The 26,236-nt window shown below is 70.9% G+C and carries 20 protein-coding genes and 1 pseudogene; 5 read left to right on the plus strand and 16 right to left on the minus strand.

Features of this window, described 5'->3' with window-relative positions:
* Nucleotides 1-74: 74 nt before the first annotated feature.
* Nucleotides 75-1,358 (minus strand): extracellular solute-binding protein, encoded by a 1,284-nt coding sequence (locus B3S45_RS07510; protein WP_286718586.1) that lies wholly within the window; start codon nucleotides 1,356-1,358, stop codon nucleotides 75-77.
* Nucleotides 1,359-1,427: 69 nt separating this feature from the next.
* Entirely contained in the window at nucleotides 1,428-2,627 is a 1,200-nt protein-coding gene (locus tag B3S45_RS07515; protein WP_286718589.1) for an ROK family transcriptional regulator, read from the minus strand.
* Between the two features lie 162 nt (nucleotides 2,628-2,789).
* Between B3S45_RS07515 and B3S45_RS07520 the strand changes: the two genes are divergently transcribed.
* Nucleotides 2,790-3,269 (plus strand): hypothetical protein, encoded by a 480-nt coding sequence (locus B3S45_RS07520; RefSeq protein ID WP_286718591.1) that lies wholly within the window; start codon nucleotides 2,790-2,792, stop codon nucleotides 3,267-3,269.
* 93 nt (nucleotides 3,270-3,362) lie between these two features.
* Nucleotides 3,363-4,865, plus strand: coding sequence for a L,D-transpeptidase family protein (locus tag B3S45_RS07525; RefSeq protein WP_286718594.1), 1,503 nt, complete (start codon nucleotides 3,363-3,365; stop codon nucleotides 4,863-4,865).
* 93 nt (nucleotides 4,866-4,958) lie between these two features.
* Here the strand turns inward: B3S45_RS07525 and B3S45_RS07530 are convergent, their stop codons facing one another.
* Nucleotides 4,959-7,178 carry an NADP-dependent isocitrate dehydrogenase gene (locus B3S45_RS07530; RefSeq protein WP_071044622.1) on the minus strand — a complete coding sequence of 740 codons (2,220 nt, stop codon included), beginning with the start codon at nucleotides 7,176-7,178 and terminating at the stop codon, nucleotides 4,959-4,961.
* 131 nt (nucleotides 7,179-7,309) lie between these two features.
* Between B3S45_RS07530 and B3S45_RS07535 the strand changes: the two genes are divergently transcribed.
* A complete protein-coding gene (locus tag B3S45_RS07535; protein WP_071044621.1) occupies nucleotides 7,310-7,762 on the plus strand; it encodes a GNAT family N-acetyltransferase in 453 nt (150 codons plus the stop codon).
* A 386-nt stretch (nucleotides 7,763-8,148) separates the two neighbouring features.
* The gene (locus B3S45_RS07540) at nucleotides 8,149-8,982 is read left to right on the plus strand and encodes an endonuclease domain-containing protein (RefSeq protein ID WP_286718599.1); all 834 of its coding nucleotides are present in this window, start codon (nucleotides 8,149-8,151) and stop codon (nucleotides 8,980-8,982) included.
* Between the two features lie 155 nt (nucleotides 8,983-9,137).
* Here the strand turns inward: B3S45_RS07540 and B3S45_RS07545 are convergent, their stop codons facing one another.
* The 4 genes from B3S45_RS07545 to B3S45_RS07560 form a co-directional block, all read right to left on the minus strand.
* Nucleotides 9,138-10,952 carry an ABC transporter ATP-binding protein gene (locus B3S45_RS07545; RefSeq protein ID WP_286718602.1) on the minus strand — a complete coding sequence of 605 codons (1,815 nt, stop codon included), beginning with the start codon at nucleotides 10,950-10,952 and terminating at the stop codon, nucleotides 9,138-9,140.
* Nucleotides 10,949-12,784, minus strand: coding sequence for an ABC transporter ATP-binding protein (locus tag B3S45_RS07550; protein ID WP_286718605.1), 1,836 nt, complete (start codon nucleotides 12,782-12,784; stop codon nucleotides 10,949-10,951). Before B3S45_RS07550 ends, B3S45_RS07545 begins: the two co-directional genes overlap by 4 nt.
* Nucleotides 12,785-13,138: 354 nt before the next feature.
* Nucleotides 13,139-13,651: a methylated-DNA--[protein]-cysteine S-methyltransferase gene (locus tag B3S45_RS07555; protein WP_071044617.1), complete on the minus strand. Its 513-nt coding sequence runs from the start codon at nucleotides 13,649-13,651 to the stop codon at nucleotides 13,139-13,141.
* Nucleotides 13,648-15,171, minus strand: a complete 1,524-nt coding sequence (locus B3S45_RS07560) for an AlkA N-terminal domain-containing protein (protein ID WP_286718609.1) — start codon at nucleotides 15,169-15,171, stop codon at nucleotides 13,648-13,650. Before B3S45_RS07560 ends, B3S45_RS07555 begins: the two co-directional genes overlap by 4 nt.
* Nucleotides 15,172-15,312: 141 nt before the next feature.
* Between B3S45_RS07560 and B3S45_RS07565 the strand changes: the two genes are divergently transcribed.
* On the plus strand, nucleotides 15,313-16,740 hold the full coding sequence (locus tag B3S45_RS07565) for a dihydrolipoyl dehydrogenase family protein (RefSeq protein WP_071044615.1): 1,428 nt from the start codon (nucleotides 15,313-15,315) through the stop codon (nucleotides 16,738-16,740).
* Nucleotides 16,741-17,037: 297 nt separating this feature from the next.
* Here B3S45_RS07565 and purH read toward each other — a convergent pair whose 3' ends face one another.
* The 9 genes and pseudogenes from purH to sucC all read right to left on the minus strand — a co-directional run bounded on the left by purH (nucleotide 17,038) and on the right by sucC (nucleotide 26,182).
* A complete protein-coding gene (purH, locus tag B3S45_RS07570) occupies nucleotides 17,038-18,642 on the minus strand; it encodes a bifunctional phosphoribosylaminoimidazolecarboxamide formyltransferase/IMP cyclohydrolase (RefSeq protein ID WP_071044614.1) in 1,605 nt (534 codons plus the stop codon).
* Between the two features lie 20 nt (nucleotides 18,643-18,662).
* Nucleotides 18,663-19,259, minus strand: coding sequence for a phosphoribosylglycinamide formyltransferase (purN, locus tag B3S45_RS07575; protein ID WP_071044613.1), 597 nt, complete (start codon nucleotides 19,257-19,259; stop codon nucleotides 18,663-18,665).
* 4 nt (nucleotides 19,260-19,263) lie between these two features.
* Nucleotides 19,264-20,517, minus strand: a complete 1,254-nt coding sequence (locus B3S45_RS07580; protein ID WP_286718613.1) for a DUF6350 family protein — start codon at nucleotides 20,515-20,517, stop codon at nucleotides 19,264-19,266.
* Between the two features lie 91 nt (nucleotides 20,518-20,608).
* Nucleotides 20,609-22,159 carry a polysaccharide deacetylase family protein gene (locus B3S45_RS07585; RefSeq protein ID WP_286718616.1) on the minus strand — a complete coding sequence of 517 codons (1,551 nt, stop codon included), beginning with the start codon at nucleotides 22,157-22,159 and terminating at the stop codon, nucleotides 20,609-20,611.
* A complete protein-coding gene (locus tag B3S45_RS07590; protein WP_286718618.1) occupies nucleotides 22,156-22,704 on the minus strand; it encodes a hypothetical protein in 549 nt (182 codons plus the stop codon). The genes B3S45_RS07585 and B3S45_RS07590 overlap by 4 nt, the downstream gene beginning before the upstream one ends.
* Nucleotides 22,705-22,740: 36 nt before the next feature.
* Nucleotides 22,741-23,484: pseudogene (locus tag B3S45_RS07595) on the minus strand (formylglycine-generating enzyme family protein).
* A gap of 25 nt (nucleotides 23,485-23,509) precedes the next feature.
* Nucleotides 23,510-23,950 carry a nitroreductase family deazaflavin-dependent oxidoreductase gene (locus B3S45_RS07600; protein WP_286718621.1) on the minus strand — a complete coding sequence of 147 codons (441 nt, stop codon included), beginning with the start codon at nucleotides 23,948-23,950 and terminating at the stop codon, nucleotides 23,510-23,512.
* A gap of 137 nt (nucleotides 23,951-24,087) precedes the next feature.
* The gene (sucD, locus tag B3S45_RS07605) at nucleotides 24,088-24,990 is read right to left on the minus strand and encodes a succinate--CoA ligase subunit alpha (protein ID WP_071044607.1); all 903 of its coding nucleotides are present in this window, start codon (nucleotides 24,988-24,990) and stop codon (nucleotides 24,088-24,090) included.
* Between the two features lie 25 nt (nucleotides 24,991-25,015).
* The gene (gene sucC / locus B3S45_RS07610; RefSeq protein ID WP_286718626.1) at nucleotides 25,016-26,182 is read right to left on the minus strand and encodes an ADP-forming succinate--CoA ligase subunit beta; all 1,167 of its coding nucleotides are present in this window, start codon (nucleotides 26,180-26,182) and stop codon (nucleotides 25,016-25,018) included.
* Between the last annotated feature and the right edge of the window lie 54 nt (nucleotides 26,183-26,236).

Raw genomic sequence — 26,236 nt, forward strand, 5'->3', positions numbered from 1 at the left:
CTCGGTGGTGCGGGATGTCGACAGGGATGCAGGGGGCCCGGTGGGGCCGGACCCCCTGCGAAGACCGACGGGTGTCAGTCGTTGAGGATGGCCTCGATCTGCTCGTCGAGCGACGTCGCGATCTCGGTCACATCCCCACCCTGGGCGATGCCGACGAGGGCATCGGGGATGATCTGCGCGGCCTCGACCTCGGCCCAGTTCGGGCTGGCCGGGGTGCCCTTGGAGTTGGCGAGCGCGGCGGCCTGCGCCTGGGCCACCGGGGTGTCCGGCAGCGATGCGGCGGCCGACACGATCCCGGGCGTCAGACCCTGCTCGGCGAGCAGCGTCTGGTAGCCCTCGGAGAGCATGATCTCCAGGGCGGCCTTGGCCTTCTCGGGCGCTGCGCTCTTGGTGGCGACGGCCACGTTGGACCCGCCGGCGAAGATCGGCGCTGTCTCCCCCTCGACGAGGCCCGGCAGCGCGAACGCGCCGAGGTCCTTCGCGTAGGTGTCGGGGCATCCTTCCTCGACCTCTTCACCCGCGGCCTCGTCGCCCCACGGCCAGTCGCCGGTGAGGTTGCCGGCGGCCCAGGCGGGGCTGGAGATGAAGCCCGCCTCGCCGTCGCAGAACGCGATGTTCGCCATGAGCTCGTTGCCGTCGGCCGGTGCGACCGAGGCGTCGAGGTAGACCTGCTGCAGCAGTTCGAGCCCCTCGATGCTCTCCGGGCTCGAGAACTGCGCGTCCCACGTGTCGCCGTCCTGCACCGCGATCTCGCCGCCGTAGGCCCAGACGTAGGGAAGAGCGTTGTACCAGTCCTTGCCGGGGGCGTAGATGCCCGAGACGCTGTCGGTGGTGAGGGCCTCGCCCTGAGCGACGTAGTCCTCGAGGGTCGCGGGGACCTCGTCGACCATCATGGGGCTGTAGAAGACGACGCGGCCACCGGCGTAGTACGGCGCGGCGTACAGCGCGCCGTCGTAGGTGCCGGCATCGACCAGGCCGCTCAGCAGATCGTCGCCGCCGAGCTCCTCCTGGATGTCGGAGATGTCCAGGAACAGGCCGGCGTCGGCGAAGCCGAGCGCCTGGGTGTTGCCGACCTCGACGACGTCGGGGCTGTCGTTGGACGACAGCGCCGCGGTGTAGGTGTCGGAGACGTCGGCCCAGGTCTTCTCCTCGATCGTGAGGGTCCACCCCTCGTTCTCGGCCTCGAAGGTCTCGGTCAGGTAGTCGCGCGCCGTCTGCGGGGTGTCGGTGCCGACGAGCCAGACCGTCAGGTCGCGGGTCTCGGGCTCCGTGGAGGCGGCGTCATTGCCACCGGCGCAGCCGGCGAGAGCGACAGCCGAGGCGCCCACGAGCGCGAACGCTCCGAGCTTGTGCTTCATGGTGTCATCCTTCGTTCTTCTTGGTCAGGACGGGCCGGGCGACCCGTCCGGGGAGGGTGGAGCGTGGTCCTACGAGACGCCGAGCTGTGCCGAGAGGACCATGACGGCGGCGCCGCGCAGGACGATGTCCTGGCCTTGCTCCGTCATCCGCACCCGCACGCCGTCGTGGTGCGTGGCGAGCGTTCGTGCGCGGAGGGTCTCGACGGCCTGCTCGGCGAGAGCGCCGTCGAGAAGTTCACGGGGACCCGAGAGCACGATCTCGGGGAGGTCGAGGACGCCCACGATGGGCGCGAGCGCGATCCCCAGGCGCTCGCCCGCGTCGCGCAGCACGCCGGCGGCGGGTTCGTCGGTCGCCGCGATCCGGGCGGTCAGTGCGGGGACCGCCAGCCACGCCTCGAGACAGCCGATCTTGCCGCACGCGCACCGCGGGCCGCCGTCGGTGCCGACGGTGACGTGACCGATCTCGCCCGCGGCGAATCGAGCGCCGCGCAGCGGCTGACCGCCGGCGAGGAGTCCGGAACCGACACCCCGGCCCACCCGCACGAGGAGCACATCCTCGTTCGCGCCCCCGAAGGTGTACTCGGCAAGCACGGCGGCGTTGGCGTCGTTCGCGACGAGCACCGGCAGCCCCAGCGCCTCGCGCAGTTCGCCTTCGAGGTCGAGGCCGTCCCAGCCGAGATTGGGGGCGGTGAGGATGACGCCGCGGGCATCGATCACCCCGGGGGCGCCCACGCCGACGCCGAGCACGGGGGCATGGGCGTCGGCGACGAGGTCGCGGGCGAGGTCGATCACCGCTGCGAGCGCGGCGTCGGCATCGGCGGGCACGGCCACCTCAGAGCGCGCGACGATGTCGCCGTCGAGCGTGAGGACGGCGCCGAGGAAGGTCTCGCTGCCCGACAGGTCGAGACCGACGATGCGGTGCCCGTCACGATCGAGATCGACGAGGATCGCGGGCTTTCCGGGCCGCGAGGACTCCCGCACGCCCTGCTCGGCGACGAAGCCGTCGGTGATGAGGCCCGCGACGAGATCGGAGATCGTCACACGCGTGAGGCCCGTCTCCCGCGCGAGGTCGGCGCGACTCATGGCGCCGCCGTGGAAGAGGGTCTGCAGGACGAGCGAGCGGTTGTGCCCTCGCGCGTGCTCGGGCAGCACCTTCGCACCGGAGCGGGAGGCACGGGCGCGGACGAATCCGCCGGAGGGGGCGGTGTTCTCGAGGGGGGTGGCATCCGTCGAGAGGAAGGAGCCAGGCCGCAGGTCCGAAGCAGACATGTTTGTTAGTAGACCTTACGAACAAAGCCGCCGCAACCCTTTCGTCGCTTTTGCACGGCGCATTTACAAAACCGTTACACGTCGGTGACGCTGCGGTGAGCGCATTCTCACAATCCGAGCGCATGCCCCTCGCCTACGCTGGGAGCACCGCGAAGGAGATTCATGAACCGCACCCTCCCCGCCGCCGCGATGACCGCCGCGGCCCTGCTCCTGCTCGTCGGATGCACCGGCGACGCAGGGCCCGAAACCGCAGCCACGGCCGCCACGGCCGAGGGCGAGAGCACCGGACAGTCACAGGACGCCCCGGGCGACGACGGCCAGAGCGTCGAGGACGCGTGCGCCGTGATCGCCCAGACGATCACCGACGCGACCGCCGAGTTCGAAGGCGGCGACGCTGACGACCTGGCCGCCGTCGCGGAGGCCATGGAGGCCGCATCCGCGGAGCTCGCAACCGAGGCGGGGGCGATCACGAACGACGAGGTCGCAGCACTCGTGCCCGACCTGCAGCAGATGTTCGCGGAGGCCGGCGAGGTGTTCGTCGGCCTCGGCGAGGGCGACGCGTCGGGGGTCGAGGATCTGGAGGAGATCGGCACCCGCTTCCAGGAGACCGGCGCGGCCTTCGAGGAGCTCTGCGCGGGCTGAACGATTCTCGGCAGACCGTGATCAATCCGTAGCACGCCCGCATCCGGCCTCCTTTACCATGGATGAACGTGCAGAGCAGGCGGGGGTGAGCGCGTGACGGATGTCGTGACACGACCGGGCGCGGGTGTCGACGAGGGTGCGGGCGGACCGACCTCGGGCGACGACGTGACGGTTCCGACCGATCCCACCTACGAGTGGGCCCCGGTCGAGCCGGAGCCGCGCAAACGGCGCATCGGCCTGTGGATCGGTATCGGCGCGGGGGCCGTGGCCCTCGGCGCGGCCGCAGCATCGCTCGTGCTCATCGCGCCCGGCACATCGGTCGCCGGCGTCCATGTCGGCTTCATGACGCAGGGCGCCGCCGCCGACGCCATCTCCGGCCGACTCGCCGAGACGACCGTCGTGCTCGCCGGTGACGGGGGCGACGCCCGTGTCTCCGGCGCCGACCTCGGAGCGACCGTCGAGGCACAGGCTCTCGCCGAGACCGCCTTCGCCGAGCATCCCCTCTGGAATGTCACGGCGTGGTTCCCCGAACCCCTCGATGCCCCCGTGGCGATCGACGAGGCCGTCGCGGCCGAAGCCCTCGCCGCGGCCGTCCCGGCGATGTACACGGATCCCGTCGACGCCGAGGTGGCCTTCGACGCCGACAGCACCGCCTACGTCGTGACGCCCGGCGTCGACGGAACCGGCGTCGATGCCGGCGCGGTGCGCGAGAGCCTGGCCACCGCGTTCGCGGCCGGCGAGACCACGATCGAGGTCGACGCCGTCGCCTCGCCGGTCTCGCCCGAACGGGAGACCTACGTCGCCGAGGCGACGGCCGCGCGCCTGAACACGATGCTCGACGAGGCCGGGTTCTACGTCGGCGACGAACGGGTCGTTCCGATCGAGGCCTCGACGCTCGCCTCCTGGATCACGCTGTCCCCCGGCGAGCGCGGCACCCTCGACATCGCCGTCGACGAGTCCGCCGTGCAGGAGGTCGTGGACACCCTGCCCGAGGCTGTGAACCGCGACCCGGTGAACAACAAGATCCTCGTGAACATGGCCGGCACGACCCTCGCGGAAGAGAACGAGGGCACCGTCGGCCGCGAACTGGAGACCACCGACGGCATCGCCGCAGGTTTCTCCGAGCAGGTCGCCACCGCGAACGGCGCGTACCAGCTCCCGGTGGTCGAGACCCCCTACGAGACTGCCGAGGTGGTGCGTCTGCTCGAGGTCGACCTGAGCTCGCAGATGCTGTACCTGAAGGAGAACGACCGGGTCGTCGACAGCTGGGCGATCTCGAGCGGTCAGAGCAACACACCGACCTACACCGGTCGCTACACGGTTCACGCGCACCTCACGAGTCAGACCATGCGCGGCAGCGAGCGCGACGCCAACGGCGACGTGCTCCGTGATGCCAACGGCGATCCGGTGACCTACACGACCCCCGACGTCAAGTGGGTCATGTACTTCAACGGCGACCAGGCCTTCCACGGCGTCTACTGGCACTCCAACTGGGGCACGCCGATGAGCCACGGATGCGTCGGCATGCCCGAGTGGCGAGCCGAGCAGATCTTCAACTGGACCGCCAACGGCACCGACGTGTGGATCCACGCCTGAGCCCGAGCGACATCGCCGCCCGCTGACAACGCGACCGCACGAGAACGGCGCCCCACCCGCGAGGGTGAGGCGCCGTTCTCGTGCGAGCCGGACTCAGCTGAGGGCGTCGATGATGCCGTTCAGTGTGGCCGACGGACGCATGACCTTGTCGACCGCGTCGCCGTCGGGGCGGTAATAGCCGCCGATCTCGACGGGCGATCCCTGCACGGCGGCGAGCTCGTCGACGATCTTCTGCTCGTTCGTCGCGAGGGCCGCGGCGACGGGGGCGAAGATCTCCGCGAGCTCCGCGTCGACCTGCTGACCGGCCAGCTCCTGCGCCCAGTACAGCGCGAGGTAGAAGTGGCTGCCGCGGTTGTCGATCGAACCGAGCTTGCGGCCGGGCGACTTGTCGTTCTCGAGGAACGTTCCGGTCGCGGCATCCAGCGTGTCCGCCAGCACCTGCGCGCGGGGGTTGTCGGTCGTCGTGGCCAGGTGCTCGAGCGACGCGGCCAGGGCGAAGAACTCGCCGAGCGAGTCCCACCGCAGGTAGTTCTGCTCGACCAGCTGCTGCACATGCTTCGGGGCGGAGCCGCCCGCGCCGGTCTCGAACAGACCCCCACCGGCGAGCAGCGGCACGATCGAGAGCATCTTGGCGCTCGTGCCGACCTCGAGGATCGGGAAGAGGTCGGTGAGGTAGTCGCGAAGCACGTTGCCGGTGACCGAGATGGTGTCCTCGCCTCGCCGCATCCGCTCCAGCGTGTAGCGCGTCGCCTCGGCCGGCGGCAGGATCACGATCTCGACGTCGGAGGTGTCCAGGAGCGCGAGGCCCTGGTGCACCTTCGCGATCAGCTGAGCGTCGTGGGCGCGGTTGACGTCGAGCCAGAACACCGCGGGAGCACCGGTGGCGCGGGCCCTTGTGACGGCGAGCTTCACCCAGTCCATGATCGGGATGTGCTTGGTCTGCGTGGCACGCCAGATGTCTCCGGCGGCGACGGTGTGCTCGATGAGCACCGTCCCCTCCGAGTCGACGATCTGCACCACGCCGGGAGCGGCGATCTCGAACGTCTTGTCGTGGCTGCCGTACTCCTCGGCCTTCTGCGCCATGAGCCCCACGTTGGGCACCGTGCCGATGGTCGCCGGGTCGAGGGGACCGTTCGCGACGACATCCTCGATCACGGCCTGGTAGACGCCGGCGTACGACGAGTCGGGGATCACGGCGAGCGTGTCGGCCTCTCCCCCGTCGGCGCCCCACATCTTGCCGCCGTTGCGGATCAGCGCGGGCATCGACGCGTCGACGATCACGTCGCTCGGCACGTGCAGGTTGGTGATGCCCTTGTCGGAGTTGACGTACGACAGGCGCGGGCCCGCCTCGAGCGCCGCGGTGATCTCGGCGGCGATCTCGGCACCGCCGTCGAGGCTCGCGAGCCCGGTGAGGATCGAGCCGAGGCCGTTGTCGGGCGTGAGCCCCGCTGCCGTGAGCTTCTCACCGTGGGTCGCGAAGACATCCCGCAGGAAGGCCTTGACGACGTGGCCGAAGATGATCGGGTCGCTGACCTTCATCATCGTCGCCTTCAGATGCACCGAGTAGAGCACGTCGTCGGCCTGGGCCTGCTTCAGCGTGTCGGCCAGGAACGCGTCCAGCGCCGCCGCCGACAGGAACGTCGCGTCGATGACCTCCCGCGGCAGCACCTTCAAATCGCTCTTGAGGATCGTCTCGCCGCCGTCTTCGCCGATGTGGCGGATCGTCAGCGTGTCGTCGTGGGCGGCCACCCAGGACTTCTCGTTGCTCTTGAAGTCGTCGTGGCCCATGGTCGCCACGCGCGTCTTCGAGCCGGCCGGGAACGGCTTGTTGGTGTGCGGGTACTTGCGGGCGTAGTTCTTCACCGCCCCGGGAGCGCGACGGTCGCTGTTGCCCTCGCGCAGCACCGGGTTCACCGCGGAGCCCTTGATGCGGTCGTAGCGTGCGCGCACATCCTTGTCTTCGACCGTCTTCGGGTCGTCGGGATAGTCGGGGATGTCGTACCCCTGCGCCTGCAGCTCGGCGATGGCGGCCTTCAGCTGCGGGATCGACGCCGAGATGTTCGGCAGCTTGATGATGTTCGCCTCGGGGAGTGTGGCCAGCCCGCCGAGTTCAGCGAGCGCGTCTCCGACGTGCTGCGCGTCGGTCAGCTTCTGCGGAAAGGCGGCCAGGATGCGTCCGGCCAGCGAGATGTCGCGGGTCTCGACGTCGACACCCGCCTTGCCGGTGACGGCCTTGATGATCGGGAGGAACGACGCCGTGGCGAGAGCGGGAGCCTCGTCGGTGTACGTGTAGATGATGGTCGAGTCGGTCACCTGTTCGTCTTTCGCTCGGTTGTCGTTCCAGCCTAACGCAGGCGCCTGTTTATCTTGACGTCAAGATAAATCGGTTGCGGCCCGTGACGGCGTGCGTGTGTGGCGACGGGGTTACCGGCTAGCCTGTGCGTATGGCCGAGCTGCGACTTGTCGAACTGTCCGCCGCGACGATCGTCGCAGTCAACAACATGTCCCTCAAGCCCGGACAGGAGCAGTTCCTCGCTCCGGTGAGCTATGGGATCGCCGCGACGGTCGCGGATCCGCGCACATCCTGGCAGCGGGTCGTCCTCGACGCGAACGAGGTCGTCGGCTTCGTCAGCGCCGGCTTCGATCCCGAAGCGCCCGAGGAGCACTTCCGCTCCGTGCTGTGGCGCATCAACGTCGACGCCGACGACCAGGGCCGCGGCATCGGCCGCTTCGCCATCGAGAAGCTGCTCGACGAGGCGCGCGACCGTGGCCTCGACAAGCTCAACGTCATCTACGAAGAGGGCGAAGCCGGACCCGAGGCGTTCTTCACGCGCATGGGCTTCACCCCGGTGGGTGAGACGGAGTACGGTGAGGTCATCGCCGAGATCCGTCTCTGATGGGCGGCGATCGGCCCACCCCTCTGAACAAGGTCCCGGCCGCCGCATTCCGGCGGCGGGGCCTCGGATTCCCCTCCCCCACCGAGGCTCCGTCGCCCTCGCATCACCCCGGCCCGCCGCGCCCGCACCCGAGCCCACCCGCATCCGCCCGCGCCCGCCGCGCATCCGAGCCCGCCGCGCATCCCCCACCCGCCCCTTCCCAAGGTCGGAGAATCGGCCGGATGTCGGAGGATTCGGCCGTGACTCTCCGACATCGGCGCGATTCTCCGACATCGGCGGATCGAGGCGGCGCGGGTGCACCCTCCACAGGCCGGTCGCGGCAACGCGCGCTCCACAGTTCCGATGCCCGGTAACCGCAGTGAATGCCGGGCAGGCATCGTGTCGGCATGGATGTGGAGAGCTGGCTGGCCGCACGCGCGGGCATCGCCCATCGCGACGAGGTGGGTCGGGCCGGATTCACCGCGGGTGCCGTGGCCGCTGCCGTCCGGGCCGGGCGCGTGCGCCGGGTCCGTCGCGTGTGGGTCGCTCTTCCGCGCGGCGACGGCGAACTGATCCGCGCCGCAGAACTCGGTGGACGGGTCGCGTGCCTCTCGGTCGCGCGACGCCGGGGGTGGTGGATCCCGGAGCAGGTCGACGTGCAGCCGCATCTGCACTTCCGCCCCAACGGTCGAGCGGTGCCGTTCGACGGCGTCTCGCACTGGACGAAGCCGCTCTCCCCGGTGTCGCCGTCATCTCTGCTCGAATCCGTCGAGGATGCACTGGCCCACATCGCATCGTGCCTCGACCGCGAGGCGGCCCTCGTGGTGTGGGAATCAGCCATCCGCTCCGAGAACCTCTCGACAGACGCGCTCCGCTCGGTGCGGTGGCGCTCACGCGCGTCGGCCGAGTGCGCCGCCGAGGTCAACGGGCTCTCCGACTCGGGCCTCGAGACGATCGCGATCGTGCGCCTGTCGCGCTGGGGTGTGCCGATCCGCCAGCAGCTCTCCCTCGCCGGGCACCCGGTCGATCTCCTGATCGGTGACCGCATGGTCGTTCAGCTCGACGGGTTCGCGCATCACTCGACGTCGAAGGACCGCACGCGCGACCTGCGGCACGACGCCGAGCTTCGTCTGCGCGGATACACGGTGCTGCGATTCAGCTACGCACAGGTGATCCACGACTGGCCGGCCGTCGAGCGGACGATCGGGCGAGCCATGGCCGCCGGCGCCCACCTCGCATGACCCACTCCGGATGTCGGAGAATCGAGCCGATGTCGGAGAATCCGACGTGAATCCTCCGACATCCGACCGATTCTCCGACCTCCGCGCGGCCGCGAGGGCCCGGCGTCCCTGGGCGTCAGACCAGGGACTGCTGCCAAGCCCGGCGTCCCTGGGCGTCAGACCAGGGACTGCTGCCAAGCACTGTGGAGCTGAGCGAACTTGCCGTCACCGGCGATCAGGGCCGCGGGAGCGTCATCCTCGATGATGCGTCCGTGCTCCATGACGAGCACGCGGTCCGCGATCGCGACGGTGGACAGCCGGTGCGCGATGATGATCGCGGTGCGATCCGCGAGCAGGGTCTGGAGCGCCTCCTGGATCAGACGCTCGCTCGGGATGTCGAGCGAGGCGGTCGCCTCGTCGAGGATGAGCACGGCCGGATTCGCCAGGAACGCCCGGGCGAACGAGATCAGCTGCCGCTGCCCCGCCGACACCCGGCCGCCGCGCTTGTTCACATCGGTCGCGTAGCCGTCGGGAAGCGCCTCGATGAACTCGTGCGCGCCGACGGCGCGCGCGGCATCCTGGATCTCCTCGATCGTCGCGTCGGGCTTGCCCAGCGCGATGTTGTCGGCGACCGTGCCGCTGAACAGGTACGCCTCCTGCGTGACCATGACGATGGCCCGTCGCAGGTCTTTCGGATGCAGCTGACGCAGGTCGACGTCGTCGAGGGTGATGGCGCCGCGGGTGGGGTCGTAGAACCGCGAGACGAGCTTGGCCAGGGTCGACTTGCCCGCACCCGTCGTTCCCACCAGCGCGATGGTCTGTCCGGCGGGGATGTCCAGCGTGAAGTCGGGCAGGATCACCCGGTCCTCGGAGTATCCGAAGCGCACGTCGTCGAAGCGCACGTGACCGCGCGCCCGCCACAGGTCGACCGGCTTCGCCGGGTCGGGCACCGTCGGCTCCTCCTCGAGCACGCCCGAGACCTTCTCGAGCGCGGCGGTGGCCGACTGATAGGAGTTGAGGAAGAACGCCACCTCCTGCAGCGGCGAGAAGAAGTTCCGAACGTAGAGGACCGCCCCCACGAGGGTTCCGATCGCCATCGCACCCTCGGCCACGCGCACGCCGCCCCAGAAGACGATGAGGGCGAGCGAGACCGACGCGATGGCCATGAGTCCCGGCTCGAACGTGCCGAAGAGGCGGATCGAGCGCATGTTGACGTCGCGGTACCGCATCGCGAGGCCGCCGAACTCGTCGTCGTTGCGCGGCTCCTTTCGGAACGCCTTCACCGCCCGCACACCCGTCATCGTCTCGACGAACTTCACGATCACCTGGGCGCTGATCACACGCGACTCCCGGTAGACCAGCTGGGAGCGCATGTAGAACCACCGCATGAGGAAGAAGAGGGGGATGCCCATCAGCACGATGATGACGCCGGACTGCCAATCGAGCAGCAGCAGCGCGACGAGCGTGAACACGCCGTAGAGGAGCCCCGAGACGAGCTCGTTGAGACCGCCGTCGAGCAGCTCGCGGATGGTGTCGAGGTCACTGGTCTGCCGCGAGATGATGCGGCCGGAGGTGTAGGACTCGTGGAACTCCAGGCTCAGGCGCTGGGTGTGCAGGAAGATCCGCTTGCGCAGGTCGAGCATGATCGCCTGGGTCAGCCGCGCCGCGACGACGGCGTACCAGCCGACGAGACCGGCACCTCCGAACGCCGTGAGCAGGTAGACGGCGACGACGCCCACCGTCGGCATCCAATCCATCCGATCGACGGCTGCGGGGAGGGCCGTGTTGATGCCGTAGGTGATCAGAGCGGGGCCTGCCACGCGCAGCACCGTCGACACGATGAGCACGGCTGCGGCCAGCACGAGCTGCCAGCGAAGGGTGCTCACGAGCGAGCCGAGCAGGCGCAGCGAGCGCCGCCGGATCGCCCGACTCTCCTCGCGGGTGTAATCGGAGCGGTCCTCGCCGCGGGTTCCGATGATGCCGGTGCTCACAGGTTCACCTCCGTCTCGCGCGCACGCGCTTCGTCGTCTTCGAGGCTCGAGATCACATGCCGGTAGTGGGCGCTCTCGCGCAGCAGATCGGAGTGCGCCCCGACCGCGGTGACCTTTCCGGCCTCGAGCAGGGCGACCCGATCGGCGAGCATCACCGTCGACGGGCGGTGCGCGACGATCATCGCCGTGGTGTCGTGCAGCACCTCGCGCAGCGCATCCTCCACCAGCGCCTCGGTGTCGACGTCGAGGGCGGACAGCGGGTCGTCGAGCACGAGGATCGACGGCCGTGCGGCAACGGCGCGGGCCAGCGCGAGACGCTGACGCTGCCCGCCGGACAGGCTCAGGCCCTCCTCGCCGATCACGGTGTCCACGCCGTTCGGCAGATCGTCGACGAAGTGCGCCTGCGCCACCTGCAGCGCTTCGCGCAGGATGCGCTCGGCCTCCTCGCTGCCCGGCTCGAGGTCTTCGCGCCCCAGCAGCACGTTCTCCCGCACGGTCTGCGAGAACAGGGTGGCGTCCTCGAACGCCATGCCCACGTGCGTGCGCAGCTCCGCGAGCGTGAGGTCGCGCACGTCGACGCCGTCGACGGTGACACGCCCCGCGGTGACGTCGTACAGGCGCCCGGGAAGCGTCGTGAGGGTCGTCTTCCCCGAACCGGTCAGGCCGACGAGGGCCATCGTCTCCCCCGGACGCAGCGCGAGGTCGACGCCGTCGAGCAGGTCGCGCTCGCTCTCCCGCGCATCCTGATACCGGAAGTGGACGCCCTCGAAGGCGAGCTCACCGCGCGGCGCGGCGATCGTCGCGGGCTCGGCGGGGTCGACGATGGGGTTCTGCTCGTCGAAGACCTCGAAGATGCGGTCGGTCGCGGTGCGCGCATCCAGCAGGAACGAGAACAGGAACCCGATCGATTCGACCGGCCACCGCAGGATGGTCGTCATCGCGAAGAATGCCACCAGCTCCCCGACGCCGAGCTGCCCCAGGGCGACCAGGTAGATTCCCGCGCCGAGGCAGAGCGCGAACGCGATGTCGGGCAGCAGCACGAGCCAGAACCAGATCCACCCCACCGCGCGCGCCTTGTCGAGCTCGGTCTCGCGGAGGGTCTCGGCCTGACGGGTGAACTTCTTGAGCGCGTGCGAGCCGCGGCCGAATGCTTTGAGCACCCGGATGCCGTGGACGCTCTCCTCCACGCTCGTCGCCAGGTCGCCTGCCTGATCCTGGCTCTGCCGTGCGAGCACCCCGTAGGTCTTCTCGAACCGGTACCCGGCATACCACAGCGGCGCCGAGGTCACGAGGAAGATCGTGCCGAGCACCCAGTGCCAGCGGAACAGCAGCGCCGCACCGACGAGGATCGTCAGCACGTTCACGACGAGGAGCACGAGTCCGAACGCGATCCAGCGACGCAGCATGCTGATGTCCTGCATCATGCGGCTGAGCAGCTGACCCGACTGCCACCGGTCGTGGAACGCGACAGGCAGGCGCTGCAGACGCGAGTAGAACGTCTGCCGGATGTCGTACTCCATGAGCGTCGCCGGTGCCAGCACGAACCACCGCCGCAGCCACACCATGAGGGCCTCGGCCAGGCCGAGGCCGAGGATCGCGGCGGCTCCCCACGCGATGAGAACCGTCGAGCCCGAGGCGATCGGGCCGCGCACGACCTCCTCGAGGATGAGCGGGATCATGAGGGCGAGGATGCTCGCGCCGAGAGCGCTCACGGCGCCGAGCGCCAGTCGCGGCAGGACGGGCTTGGCGAACGGGATGAGGCGCGCGAGCGCGCGCGGCGTCGAGAGGCGGTGCGGAGTCGGATCGGTCTGATCAGGAGCGGTGGTGGTCATGATCCTTGTGGGAGTGGTGGAGCGGACCGCGCAGATGAAGCGGTGGGGCGGCGCCGGATGGCGCAGAGATCGGAGGGCGTGCGATCAGGAGAACGCACGGACGGGACAGAAGATGCCCGGAATGCACCGGGCGCGCGCGAGGAGACTCAGCGGGCGCGGTCGGGAAGGATCCCGAACCCGGCGACGAGGACGGATGCGCTCTTCACAACGGCGGCGTGGGACATGGCATCCTCCTAGGGTTCACGGGAATGTCGCGATCGGCGACAGCCGTTCAGAATATCGGGATCGGCGCGAGGTCCGCAAGCGCTTTCCTTCGACCGCCGGTCGCGGCGCCGCGTGCACGGAGTGCGGCGATCAGCCGGCGACGGCCTCGCGGGCGAGGAGGCTGCGCTTGACGTCCCGTCCCCACGCGAAGCCGCCGAGTGTCCCGTCCGAGCGCAGCACGCGGTGGCAGGGAACGAACAGCGCCGGCGCGTTGCGGGCGCAGATCGCCGCGGCGGCGCGCACGGCACTGGGAGAGCCGAGAGCCTCGGCGAATTCCGTGTACGTGAGCGGACGGCCGGGCGCGATCCCGCGCAGCGCCGCCCATCCCGCGCGCTGCAGGGTCGTGCCGGTCTGCGACACCGGCACCGCATCGATCGCGTGCACGTCGCCGTCGTAGTAGGCAGCGGCGGCGACCGCGGCATCGGATGCGGGGCTCTCGCCCGCCACGGTGCGCACGTCGGTGGGGCGCTGGACCGGCCGCAGCCGCGCGAGGATCGTCTCGGCATCTGCGGTCCAGCCGGATGCGATCACGCGCCCTCCGTCGTCGGCGAGGATCGTGAAGGCGCCGTCCGGGGTGTCGAGGGTCTGCAGCGTGGCGGTCATGATGCCTCCTGGAGCGGGCTGTCGGTCGGTACGGATGCGCGCCGCGAAGCCGGCGCGGCGGCCCACAGGTGAGCGGTGAGGTAGCTGCGCCACGGCGCGAGTCGCTCGGCCCACGCGGCATACCCCTTCGGATCGGACGGGATGCCCAGTGCACGCGCTCCCGCACGCACCGCGACGTCACCGGGAAGGGTGATGTCGGGGTCGGCGAGCACGCGCATGCGCACGTAGTCGGCTGTCCACGGTCCGATCCCGGGGCGGGCGAGCAGGGCCGCGCGCTGGGCGGAGCCGTCGTCGCCCGGCCCGAGGGCGAGCTCACCCGACGCGAGTGCGGCGGCGGCTCCCGTGATGGCGCGGATGCGCGCGGCCGGCCCGCGCAGCACGTCGTGACCGTGCGCGGCGATCGCGGCCATCGTGGGGAACAGCCGGTCGGTGCCGGCGTGCGGCGCGACCCGCTCCCCCAGCGCCGCGGCGAGCGCCGTGAGCGCCGTGCGCGCGGCGGCGACCGTGACCTGCTGGCCCACCATCGCCCGGATGAGCATCTCGTGCGGGTCCGCCGCCCCCGGAACCCGGATGCCGGGAAGAGCCGCGACCCGCCCCGCAAGCTCGGGGTGTCGCGCCAGCGCCTCGTCGACGGCGAGGGGATCGGCGTCGAGGTCGAACAGCCGGCGCACCCGCGTGACGAGCACGGGCAGATCGCCGAGGTGTGCCAGACGTGCGTGCAGGCGCACGCGGTCGTCGGCGCCGACGCGCACCTGGAACCAGGCCGCGCCTGCGGGAAGCCGCAACGCGCGGGCGAAGGATGCGTCGTCGGCGACTTCGACGCCGACGACGGCGCGTGCGGACATCCACGCGAAGAGTCCGGCGGCGTCAAGCGGTCCGCGGTGGGGCAGCACGAGATCGATCGCCCCCGCGACCGGCTCGCCCGCTCGCGTGCGACGCCGACGGGCGCGCAGGTCGAGCGGCGACATCCCGAACACCTCGCGCACCGTGTCGTTGAATTGACGCACGCTCGAGAAGCCCGCCGAGAACGCGACGTCGGCGGCGGGCATGTCGGTGCCCACGAGGAGCATGCGCGCCGTGTGCGCGCGGTGCGCTCGACTGAGCGCGAGCGGACCGGCGCCGAGCTCGGCGGTGAGGAGCCGTGTGAGGTGACGCGTCGAGTAGCCGAGCCGGCGTGCGAGGCCCGGCACGCCCTCGCGCTCGATGACGCCGTCGGCGATCAGACGCATCGCCCGGCCGGTCACATCGCCCCGCAGGTTCCACTGCGGCGAGCCCGGCGCGGCCTCGGGCAGGCAGCGCTTGCACGCGCGGTATCCCGCCTCGTGCGCCGCCGCCGACGTGGCGTAGAAGGTGACGTTCGACTCCTTCGGCGTGCGCGCCGGGCAGCTCGGGCGGCAATAGATGCCCGTCGAGCGCACAGCGGTGACGAACTGCCCGTCGAAGCGGCGATCGCGAGAGCGGATGACGCGATAGCGCTCGTCGAAGGACATCACGGGGATGCTCGTCGCCGGCGTGCTCATGCCTCCACCCTGCCACTCCCCAAGGCTGCACACTCGCGGAAATCGGCCATCGCGGTGCGCGGGTCGGCGGCACGGTGACATGCGAGCGGGGGCGCACGCAAGGCCCGTGCGCCGACACGGCGCGGGGGTAGCGTGACGACCATGACGGAACGCGAGTACGACGTGATCGTGATCGGAGCCGGAGCGGTGGGCGAGAACGTCGCCGATCGCGCGGTGCAGGGCGGGATGAGCACCGCGATCGTGGAGGCCGAGCTCGTCGGCGGCGAGTGCTCGTACTGGGCGTGCATGCCCTCGAAGGCCCTCCTGCGCAGTGCCGCCGCGGTGCGCGCGGCGCGGGCCGTCGACGGTGCGAAGCAGGCGGTCACGGGTGAGCTCGACGTCGCCGGAGTGCTCCGGCGACGCGACGCCATGACGCACGACTGGAACGATTCGTCCCAGGTGGAGTGGCTCTCCGGCGCGGGCATCGATCTCGTCCGCGGTCACGCACGCTTCTCGGGCGAGAAGACCCTCACGGTGACGGGCTCCGACGGAACCGAGGAGACGCTCGTGGCCCGCCACGCGATCGCCGTCTGCACCGGATCCGCAGCGCTGCTCCCTGAGATCCCGGGCCTGGCGGAGATCGAGCCGTGGACGAGCCGCGACGCGACGAGTGCGAAGCAGATCCCCGCCAGTCTCGCGGTGCTCGGCGGCGGGGTCGTCGGCGCCGAGATGGCCACGGCCTACGCGGGCTTCGGAACCGACGTCACCGTCATCGCGCGCTCGTCGCTGCTGAACGGGATGGAGCCCTTCGCCGGCGAGCGGGTGACCGAGGCGCTCCGGGCCATGGGTGCGTCCGTTCGCACCGGCGCCGAGGTCGTCGCGGCCCGTCGCACCGACGTCGGCGCAGAACTGGAGCTCTCGGACGGCTCGCGCGTCGCGGCCGAGCAGGTGCTCGTGGCCACCGGCCGCATCCCCCGCACCGGCGACCTGGGGCTCGAGGCGATCGGCCTGGAGCCGGACTCGTGGCTCGAGACGGACGACACGCTGCGGGTCGACGGCTTCGACTGGCTCTACGCCGTCGGCGACGTCAACCACCGCGCCCTCCTCACCCACCAGGGCAAGTACCAGGCGCGCGCGGCGGGTGACGTCATCGCCGCCCGCGCTCACGGGGCGACGGTCGACGACGCTCCGTGGGGAGTGCACGCGGCGACGGCCGACCACGACGCGGTGCCGCAGGTGACCTTCACCGATCCCGAGGTCGCCTCCGTCGGACTCACGGCGGCCGCCGCCGAGAAGGCCGGACGGACCGTGCGGGTCATCGACTACGACCTCGGCTGGATCGCGGGCGCATCCACGCACAGCGACGACTACCAGGGTGCCGCGCGGGCTGTGATCGACACCGACCGCGGCGTGCTCCTCGGTGCCACCTTCGTCGGGCCCGACGTCGCCGAGCTGCTGCACGCCGCGACGATCGCGATCGTCGGCGAGGTGCCGGTGGACCGCCTGTGGCACGCCGTGCCGTCGTATCCGACGATCAGCGAGGTGTGGCTGCGCTTCCTCGAGGAGTTCGGCCGCCCCACCCCCTCCTGACCCCGCATGTCCCCCTCCTGACCACCACCATGTCGCCCTCATGGCACCACCATGTCCCCCTCCTGGCACCACCATGTCCCCATTTCTGTCCTTCTGGGTGGCTATGGCAACAGAAAAGGGGACATGCCGGTCGGCCGGAATGACGCATGTCCCCATTTCTGTCTGTATGCAGCGCTATGGCGACAGAAATGGGGACATGGTGATGAGGTGAGGATGCCGGCGGGCGGCAGGGCCTGCCGGCGCGGCAGGGATGCCGGCGGGCGGCGGGGCGTGCCGGGGCGGCACATCCCCGGGGCGTCAGTGGAAGAAGTGGCGCTCGCCGGTGAAGAACATCGTCACCCCGGCGTCGCGGGCGGCGTCGACGACCTCCTGATCGCGCACGGATCCGCCCGGCTGGATGATCGTCGTGATGCCCGCGTCGATGAGCACCTGGGGCCCGTCGGCGAAGGGGAAGAACGCATCGGATGCGGCGATCGACCCGGCCGCACGGTCGCCTGCCCGCTCGACGGCGAGGCGGCACGAGTCGACGCGGTTCACCTGCCCCATGCCGATGCCGACGGTCGCGGAGTTCTTCGCCAGGACGATGGCGTTCGACTTCACCGCGCGGCACGACTTCCACGCGAAGATGAGGTTCGTCATCTCCTCGTCGCTCGGACGCTCGCCGGAGACCAGCTCCCAGTCCTTCGCCACCGACTCGATGTCGTCGGGGAACCGGTCGGCATCCTGGAGCAGCAGACCACCCGACACCAGGCGCACATCCATGCTCTCCTGACGCCAGTCGGCGGGCAGCTGCAGCACCCGGAGGTTCTTCTTCAGCGCGAAGACCTCCAGCGCCTCCGGCTCGAAGTCGGGCGCCACGATCACCTCGGTGAAGATGTCGCGCAGGTTCTCTGCCATCTTGAGCGTCACGGTGCGGTTGGCCGCGATGACGCCGCCGAAGGCCGACACCGGGTCGCACTCGTGCGCGCGCAGGTGGGCGCTCGCGATCGGGTCGAGGGCCTGCGGCGCCGCGACGGCGATGCCGCACGGGTTCGCGTGCTTGATGATCGCCACGGCGGGCTTGATCATGTCGAAGGCCGCGCGCAGCGCCGCATCCGCATCGATGTAGTTGTTGTAGGACATGCCCTTGCCCTGCAGCTGCGTCGCCTGCGCGATGCCGTGACCGCCGACACGGGAGTAGATCGCGGCGCGCTGGTGCGCGTTCTCGCCGTAGCGGAGTGTCTCCAGGCGCTCCGCCTTGATGGTGAGGTGCTCGGGCAGCTCCTCCTCCACGAGCGTGCCCTCGGCGAACCACGTCGCGACGGCGGTGTCGTAGGCGGCGGTGTGCGCGAAGGCGCGCGCGGCGAGATCCTTGCGCTGCGTCAGACTCGTCCCGCCGGAGCCGACGGCCTCGACGATGGCGGGGTAGGACTCGGGCGAGACGACGATGGCGACGTTCGCGTAGTTCTTGGCCGATGCGCGCACCATCGCTGGTCCGCCGATGTCGATCTGCTCGACGACGGCGTCGCCTTCGGCACCGGAGGCGACCGTCTGCACGAACGGGTAGAGATTGACCACGACGAGGTCGAAGGGCCGGATGCCGAGATCGGCCAGCTGCGCCTCGTGGTGCTCCAGCCGCAGGTCCGCCAGGAGGCCCGCGTGCACGCCGGGGTGGAGCGTCTTCACGCGCCCGTCGAGCGACTCGGGGAACCCGGTGACCGCCGCGACGTCCGTCACGTCGTGCCCGGCCTCGCGGATGGTCGCTGCGGTCGAGCCGGTCGAGACGATCTCGACACCCGCCCCAGCGAGGGCCTGAGCGAGCTCCAGCAGTCCGGTCTTGTCGCTCACCGAGATCAGGGCTCGGCGAATCGGGACGACGTCGCGGTCGCGGTACAGGGACGGGTCGTGGCTGGGACCGGCCATGGGACTCCTTCGTTCGGTGGTCAGGTCGTGGATGCTGCGGCGGACAGGTCGAGCTCTCCCGACGCGATGCGCTGCACCACGTCGATCAGGAGACGTCGCTCGACCGGCTTGATGCGGTCGTGGAGGGTGTGCTCGTCGTCGCCGGGGAGGACCGGGACGCGCTCCTGGGCGAGGATGGGGCCGGTGTCCACGCCGCTGTCGACGACGATGACGCTCGCGCCGGTGCGGTCGACTCCTGCCGCGAGCGCATCGCGCACGCCGTGAGCGCCGGGGAACTCGGGCAGGTGCGCCGGGTGGGTGTTGATCAGGCGCGGCGCCCACTCGTCGACGAGGGATGCCGGCAGCAGTCGCATGAGTCCACTGAGCACAACCAGGTCGGGCTTCCACACCGCCAGGTGGGCGCCGAGCTCGGCTCCCCACTCCTCACGGGAGGCGTATTCCTCCCAGGGCACGAGGAAGGTCGGGATGCCGTAGGCCTCGGCGTGGGCGAACCCGTCGGCCTCACGGTCGGCGCCGACGGCGACGATGCGTGCGGGGAAATCCGGCTCTGCCGCCGCGTCGAGAAGAGCCCGAAGGTTCGACCCGGCACCGGAGATGAGGACGACGACCGAGAGCACCCGGTCAGTCTAGCGGCGGTGCGACACGTTCCCCGCGGGGCTCCTCCCCCGCCATCCAGGCGAGGGCGCCGCGGGGTGACAGCAGCAGGATCGCCACCCCGACGAGGGTCTCGAGCCCGACCGCGAGAGCCACGGCGCCGGGATCGGGGCCGACCTCGGTCAGCCGGCCGGGCCCGAGTGATCCGGATGCCGCCCAGGAGAGCACAGCGGCGACCCCCGCGGCGCCGGCGGCGATGCCGAGCGCGGTGACGATGCGCGGCGCCCACTCCTCGGTCTCCGAGGCGGCCAGGCGCGATCGCGCCACCCATCCGGCGAAGGCCCCGGCCGCGATCGGCACGAGCACGAGCATCAGCAGCCACGTGCTGGTCGAGTCGGGGACGGCACCGAGCAGGGGGATGCCCGGGAGCACGCCCACGGTCGTGCCTCCGGGTGCCGCGGCGGCGCCGGCACCGAGTGCCACGCCGGGTCCGGCGACGAAGGCGAGCCCCCACACGATGAGCGTCGGGAGGTAGGCGAGCTGCCCGAGGGTGAGCACGATCGCGCCGAGCGCGTCGACGTGGGCGGATTGGAACAGCGCCAGGATCTCGCCGATGCGGAGAGTGATCGCCACGGCCACGATCAGCGCTCCGGCCCCGACGAGCACCGTGATGACCACGGCGACGCCGCGTGCGATCTCCCCCGGGACCTCGCTCCACGCGGCCGAATCCCCCTCGGCCCGATCACGCAGGTCGGCGATCAGACCCTCGGGCGACTCGCGCCACTCGGTCACGACGGCGGCGACGGTCAACGGCACCGCGTAGACGAGCGCGGGCGCGGCGATCGCGATGACGGGGTCCACCGCGGCGACGGGGTTCGCCCCGGTCAGGGCGACGGCCGCCGCCGCGGCGGTGAACACGAGCAGACCGGTGATCGCCCCGGTCGCCCAGGACTCTGCCCGCGAGGCGCGAATCCCGGAGCGCGCACCGGCCAGGGCGGTGAAGACGACGAAGGCGAGCGGGGCGAGCGACAGCGTGAACGTCGAGGCGTCGGCGTCGACACCCGCGGCGACCAGGTAGTCGTCGGTGAGCGCGACGTCGACGGGCACGAGGTGACCGAACTGCCAGATCGTCGCCGACGCCGGCCACAGCGCCCCCCAGTCGGGCGCGGCCAGACCGATCACCCAGATCAGGGTCAGCGGCGCGAAGACGGCGGCCACGCCGACGGCCGCCGCGACGGCGGAATCGACGGCGGCGAGGAGGGCGACGGTGAGGCGATGCATGCGCCATCGACCCTACCCACGCCGAACGCGCGCTCCGTGCACGCCGCGGCGCTCTCGCCACGCTGTCAGCCAAACGCGTGGCGGGCGGGGTTCAGCGTGCGGACTGCCAGGCGCCGCCGCCGGGGAAGGCACCGCCGAACAGCTGCTGCACGGTCACCAGCACGAAGCCGCGGTCGCGCAGACCCGACATCACCGCATCGACGGTGCGGCCGGTGTTGGCGTGGATGTCGTGCTGCAGCACGATCGAGCCCGGGCGCGGCTGCGTGACCGCGCGCCGCAGCAGCTCGTCGTCGCTGATCTGCTTCCAGTCCTCGGTGTCGACGTCCCACAGGATCGCGGGCAGGCCCGCCTCCTGCAGCACCTCGCGGTTCCACTCCCCGTACGGCGGACGGAAGGCGCGCACGGCCTCCCCGGAGGCGGTTCGCAGGGCGACGGTCGTGTCGCCGATCTGCGCGCGCACCTCCTCCGGCTCCAGGGTCGTCAGATCAGGATGGTTCCAGGTGTGGTTCTCGACGAGATGACCCTCAGCGGTCGCCCGCGAGAGCGTTTCCGCCCAGCCCGCGGCCTTCTGCCCGAGGGCGAAGAAGGTCAGCCCGGCGTCGTGCTCCCGCGCGGCGTCGAGGATCGCCGACGTCCACTGCGACGGGCCGTCGTCGTAGGTCAGCGACACGCACGGATGCAGCTCGCAGTCGACCTCGCGCGCACCCTCGGGCGGCCCGGCCGGCGCGGTGAACGGCGCCGCCGCGACCACCGCGGAGACGAGGTCGGCACCGGTCCCGCTCACGAGCTCGGCGGACCGGGGCGGCGCGACGGCGACAGCGACCGGCTCGGTCGTCGCGGCGATCCCGAGCGCCTCCAGTTCCGGGGCCCGGAACCCCGCCGGGATCGTCACCACCAGGGATCCGTCGGCGGCGGGCACGGTGGTCGCGAGCGCCGCGTCCAGGAGCACCACCGCCTCCTCATCCGGGGGCGTGACCGGGGCCAGCGACAGCGAACCGGCCTCCCGACGGATCGCGTCGACGACGTCCTCCCACAGCCGATCCGCGGCGCCGTCGGCCCACAACGCGGCCGGCGCGATGAGGCGGCCGTCGTCGACGTCGATGTAGCGCAGGGTCGTCGCGTCGGCCGTGACCTCGCCGGCAGTTCCGGTGACCGTGCGGATGCGCTGTCCGATCATGGCGCCTGCGGCGACGACGACGTCGCACACCACCGCCGTCCCCGACCCACCGACCGGGCCCAGGGCGGGATCGGCGAGCACGTCGGCCGCGGGCAGCAGGGTGGATCCCGTGACGCAGTCGCGATCGCCGAGTCCGGCGTCCGCGTCGAACACCTGCGGGCTGTAGACGTCGCCGGTGGCCGCCTCCTGCCCGTCGATCGCCGCGCGAACCGCCGGCAGCGCCACCTCTTCGACGACGGGAACGCCGGGGAGGCGCATCCATCGCGACTGGACCCGCACGTCGTCGTTGCGGATGCGCTCGCCCACCAGCCCGGGCACGGATGCGGCCTCGATCGGCGCGGGCATCTCGACGACGCTCACGTGCGGGGCGGGCCAGGTCGGCGGCCGCCAATCGACGTCGGTCGGCACGGCGCACGCGGTGAGAGCGAGAACCGCCACGAGGCCGCCGGCCGCGAGACGCCTCACGCGGGGACCCCGTCGAGGCGGATGCCGTCGAGGATCAGCGCGAGAGCCGTGACGTAGTCGTCCAGGTCGGCCTCGGGCGACGCCTCGGCCGTCACGAGCACTGTCGCGGTTCCGCCGTCGCCGACCGTCGCGACGAACCGTCCGTTGTGGAACGCGTGGCGCGCGTCGAGCCCCGACGCGAGCCTCTCGGTGACGGCGTCCGACGCGACAGCGACCTCGGCGGACACCTCCTCGGCATCGCCGTCGTCTGCGACGAGCGACACGGTGAGACCCGCATCCGGGGAACTCAGCCGCAGGGTGTCGTCGAACGGCGAACGTCGCACCCCCCAGCCGGCGGGCACGAGCACCGTGGCCGTGCCGTCATCGGCGATCGGCACCGTCGTGTCGTCCGCCACGGCCTCGGCCGACAGATTCGCCAGCACCGGCGGCAGCACCGTCACGGCAAGCAGTCCCACGATGACGGCGATCACCGCCGACACCCCCGCGATGACGATCAGCGCTTCGCGTGCGCGCCACCGCGCCGCGGCATCCCCAGCCGGCCCCATGACCCACAGGTTATCGAGAGCGAGCGGCCCTTCCCGTCAGCGGCGCGGCGTCCATCCCGACGGCAGGGGGCCGTCCGGGTCGCCGCGTTCGGCGTCGGCGCGGGCCGACCAGCCCCGCGCGGCGTCGACCGCGTCGAACCCACCTCGGGCCAGCCGCATCCCGACGTCGTCGTGGTGCATGCTCGGCCCACCGCCGCGACGCACCCCGGCACGGACGCTGTGGGCGTCGTCGGCGAAGCCACCCCCGCGGAACACCCGGTAATCGCCGTAGCGAGCAGGATCGAGCAGATCCCATCACCACTCCCAGACGTTGCCGAGCGTGTCGAACAGACCGAAGAGGTTCGGATGCCGCGCGCCCACGTCGTGGGGCGCGGACAGGCCGTCCGCGGCCGTCCACGCCACCTCGGCGAGCGGTCCGTAATGCGCACCGGCGGACCCGGCACGGCAGGCGTACTCCCACTCGGCCTCGGTCGGCAGCCGGAACCCGTCGGAGTCCACGTGCCACATCACCTCGTCGCCGTCGACGGCGTACGCCGGATCGAGTCCCTCCCACTCCGACGCGGCGTTGCACACGCGCACCGCCCGCAGCCAGGAGATGTCCGTCGCCGGCCGTCGGGGGTGCTGCGCGGTCTCCCCCAGCAGCTCGCCGAGTTCCGCCTGGGTGAGCGGGAACCGGGCGATCTCGAAGGGCTCGAGGTCGACCGCGCACCGGATGCTGCGTCGAGCGTCGTGCAGCTCGACACGGCCGGCGGGCAGGCGAACCGTCTCGATGTCGCTCATCGCGCCCGTGAGGCCTCGATCAGCCTCACGCCTCGCGGGGTTCGAGGGCGAAGACCGCGATCTGCCGATCGGTCTTCGCCTGGTAGGCGTCGTAGTCGGGCCAGACCTCCGCGGCCCGCTTCCACCAGAGCTCGCGCTCCTCGCCGGAGAGCTCCCGGGCGTCGTAGTCGCGCTTGTCGGCGCCGTCCTGCAGCTCGACGTGGGCGTGAGCGCGCATGTTCGCGGCCCACCGGGGCTCGTCGGGTGCGCCGCCCTTCGAGGCGACGACGGCGTAGCGGCCGTCGTGCTCGACCCGCATGAGCGCCGTCTTGCGCAGTCCCCCGCTCGTGGAACCGACGGTCGTCAGCACGATGATCGGCACCCCGCGCATCGTGTTCGCCTCGGTGCCCCCGGAGGCCTCGAACTGCTCGGCCTGGTTGCGTGCCCATTCGGACGTGGACGGGATGTACTCACCACTCAACGGCATGCCGCCAGCCTACGCCGCGCTCGGGCTCATCCGACCTCCGGCACCGAACCACCCCCTTCGACGCGAACCACCCCTCTGCACACCGCCCCGAAAGGGACGGCTCACGTGCAGAGGGGTGGCTCGGCGCCGGGATCAGATCACAGACCCTCGATGATCTCGCGCATGAGGGCGGCGGTCTCGGACGGGGTCTTGCCGACCTTGACGCCGGCGGCCTCGAGGGCCTCCTTCTTCGCCTGGGCGGTACCGGCCGAGCCCGAGACGATCGCGCCGGCGTGACCCATGGTCTTGCCCTCGGGCGCGGTGAAGCCCGCGACGTATCCGACGACCGGCTTGGTGACGTTCGCCTTGATGAAGTCGGCTGCGCGCTCCTCGGCGTCGCCCCCGATCTCGCCGATCATGACGATCGCCTTGGTCTCGGGGTCGGCCTCGAACGCCTCGAGCGCGTCGATGTGCGTCGTGCCGATGACGGGGTCGCCGCCGATGCCGATGGCGGTCGAGAAGCCCAGGTCGCGCAGCTCGAACATCATCTGGTAGGTCAGCGTGCCCGACTTCGACACGAGCCCGATCGGACCCTTGCCGGTGATGTTGGCCGGGGTGATGCCGACGAGCGACTCACCGGGGGTGATGATGCCCGGGCAGTTCGGCCCGATGATGCGAGTGGTGTTGCCCTTGCTCTTGGCGTAGGCCCACGCCTCGGCGGTGTCGCCGACCGGCACGCCCTCGGTGATGACGACGAGCAGCCCGATCTCGGCGTCGATGGCCTCGATCATGGCGTCCTTCGTGAACGCGGGCGGCACGAAGGCGATCGACACATCGGCGCCGGTCTTCTCCATCGCTTCGGCGACCGAGCCGAAGACGGGGAGCTCGACGGCGTTGCCGTCCTTGTCGGTGTGGGAGACGGTCGTCCCGGCCTTGCGGGCGTTGACGCCGCCGACGACGTTCGTGCCGGCCTTCAGCATCAGCGCGGTGTGCTTGGTGCCTTCGCCGCCGGTGATGCCCTGGACGATGACCTTGGAATCCTGGTTGAGGTAGATCGACATTTTCTGGTCCTTATCCGGATGCGGTTCAGGCGGCGGCCAGCTCGGCGGCCTTGTCGGCGCCCTCGTCCATGCCCGCGGCGAGCGTGACGAGGGGGTTGTTCGCGGCGGCGAGGATGGCGCGGCCTTCCTCGACCTGGTTCCCGTCGAGGCGCACGACCAGCGGCTTGGTCGCGGCGTCGCCCAGGATCTCGAGGGCCTTGACGATGCCCTCGGCCACGGCGACGCACGACGTGATGCCGCCGAACACATTGACGAAGACGCTCTTGACCTGCTCGTCGCCGAGGATGACATCCAGTCCTGCGGCCATGACGGTGGCGGAGGCGCCGCCGCCGATGTCGAGGAAGTTCGCCGGCTTCACGCCGCCGTGGCCCTCGCCGGCGTAGGCGACGACGTCGAGGGTCGACATGACCAGGCCCGCGCCGTTGCCGATGATGCCGACCTCGCCGTCGAGCTTGACGTAGTTGAGGCCGGACTCCTTGGCCTTGGCCTCGAGCGGGTCGGCCGCGCCCTTGTCCTCGAGCTCCTCGTGCTCGGGGTGACGCACCTCGCTGGCGTTCTCGTCGAGCGAGACCTTGCCGTCCAGGGCGATGATCTCGCCCTCCTCGGTGCGCACCAGCGGGTTGACCTCGACGAGGGTCGCGCCCTCGCCGGTGTAGACGTCGTACAGCTTCACGAACACGTCGGAGACGGCCTCGACGAGGTCGTCGGGGAAGTTGGCGGCTTTCGCGATCTCGACGGCCTTGGCCTTGTCGATGCCTCCCAGCGGGTCGACCTCGACACGGGCGAGGGCTTCGGGCTTCTCGACGGCGAGCTGCTCGATCTCCATGCCGCCCTCGACCGAGCACAGGCTCAGGTAGGAGCGGTTGGAGCGGTCGAGCAGCACAGAGAAGTAGTACTCCTCGGCGATGCGGGCACCGGCGGCGACCATGACGCGCTGGACCACGTGCCCCTTGATGTCGAGGCCGAGGATGGCCTGCGCGACCTCGTAGGCCTCGTCGGGGGTCTTGGCGACCTTCACACCGCCGGCCTTGCCGCGGCCTCCGGTCTTGACCTGGGCCTTGACGACCACGACACCGCCGAGCTTCTCGGCCGCCGCGCGCACCTCCTCCGGCGTGTCGGCGACGATGCCCGGGAGCACCGGCACCTCGTACTTCTCGAACAGATCGCGTGCCTGGTACTCGTACAGATCCACAGTGCGTTCCTTCGCTGTTGCGATGGGTGGGTGATGTGGTGAACCTTCTCGGCG

It is taken from the genome of Microbacterium sp. UBA1612 (genome assembly GCF_002321605.1).
Lineage (GTDB): Bacteria > Actinomycetota > Actinomycetes > Actinomycetales > Microbacteriaceae > Microbacterium > Microbacterium luteum.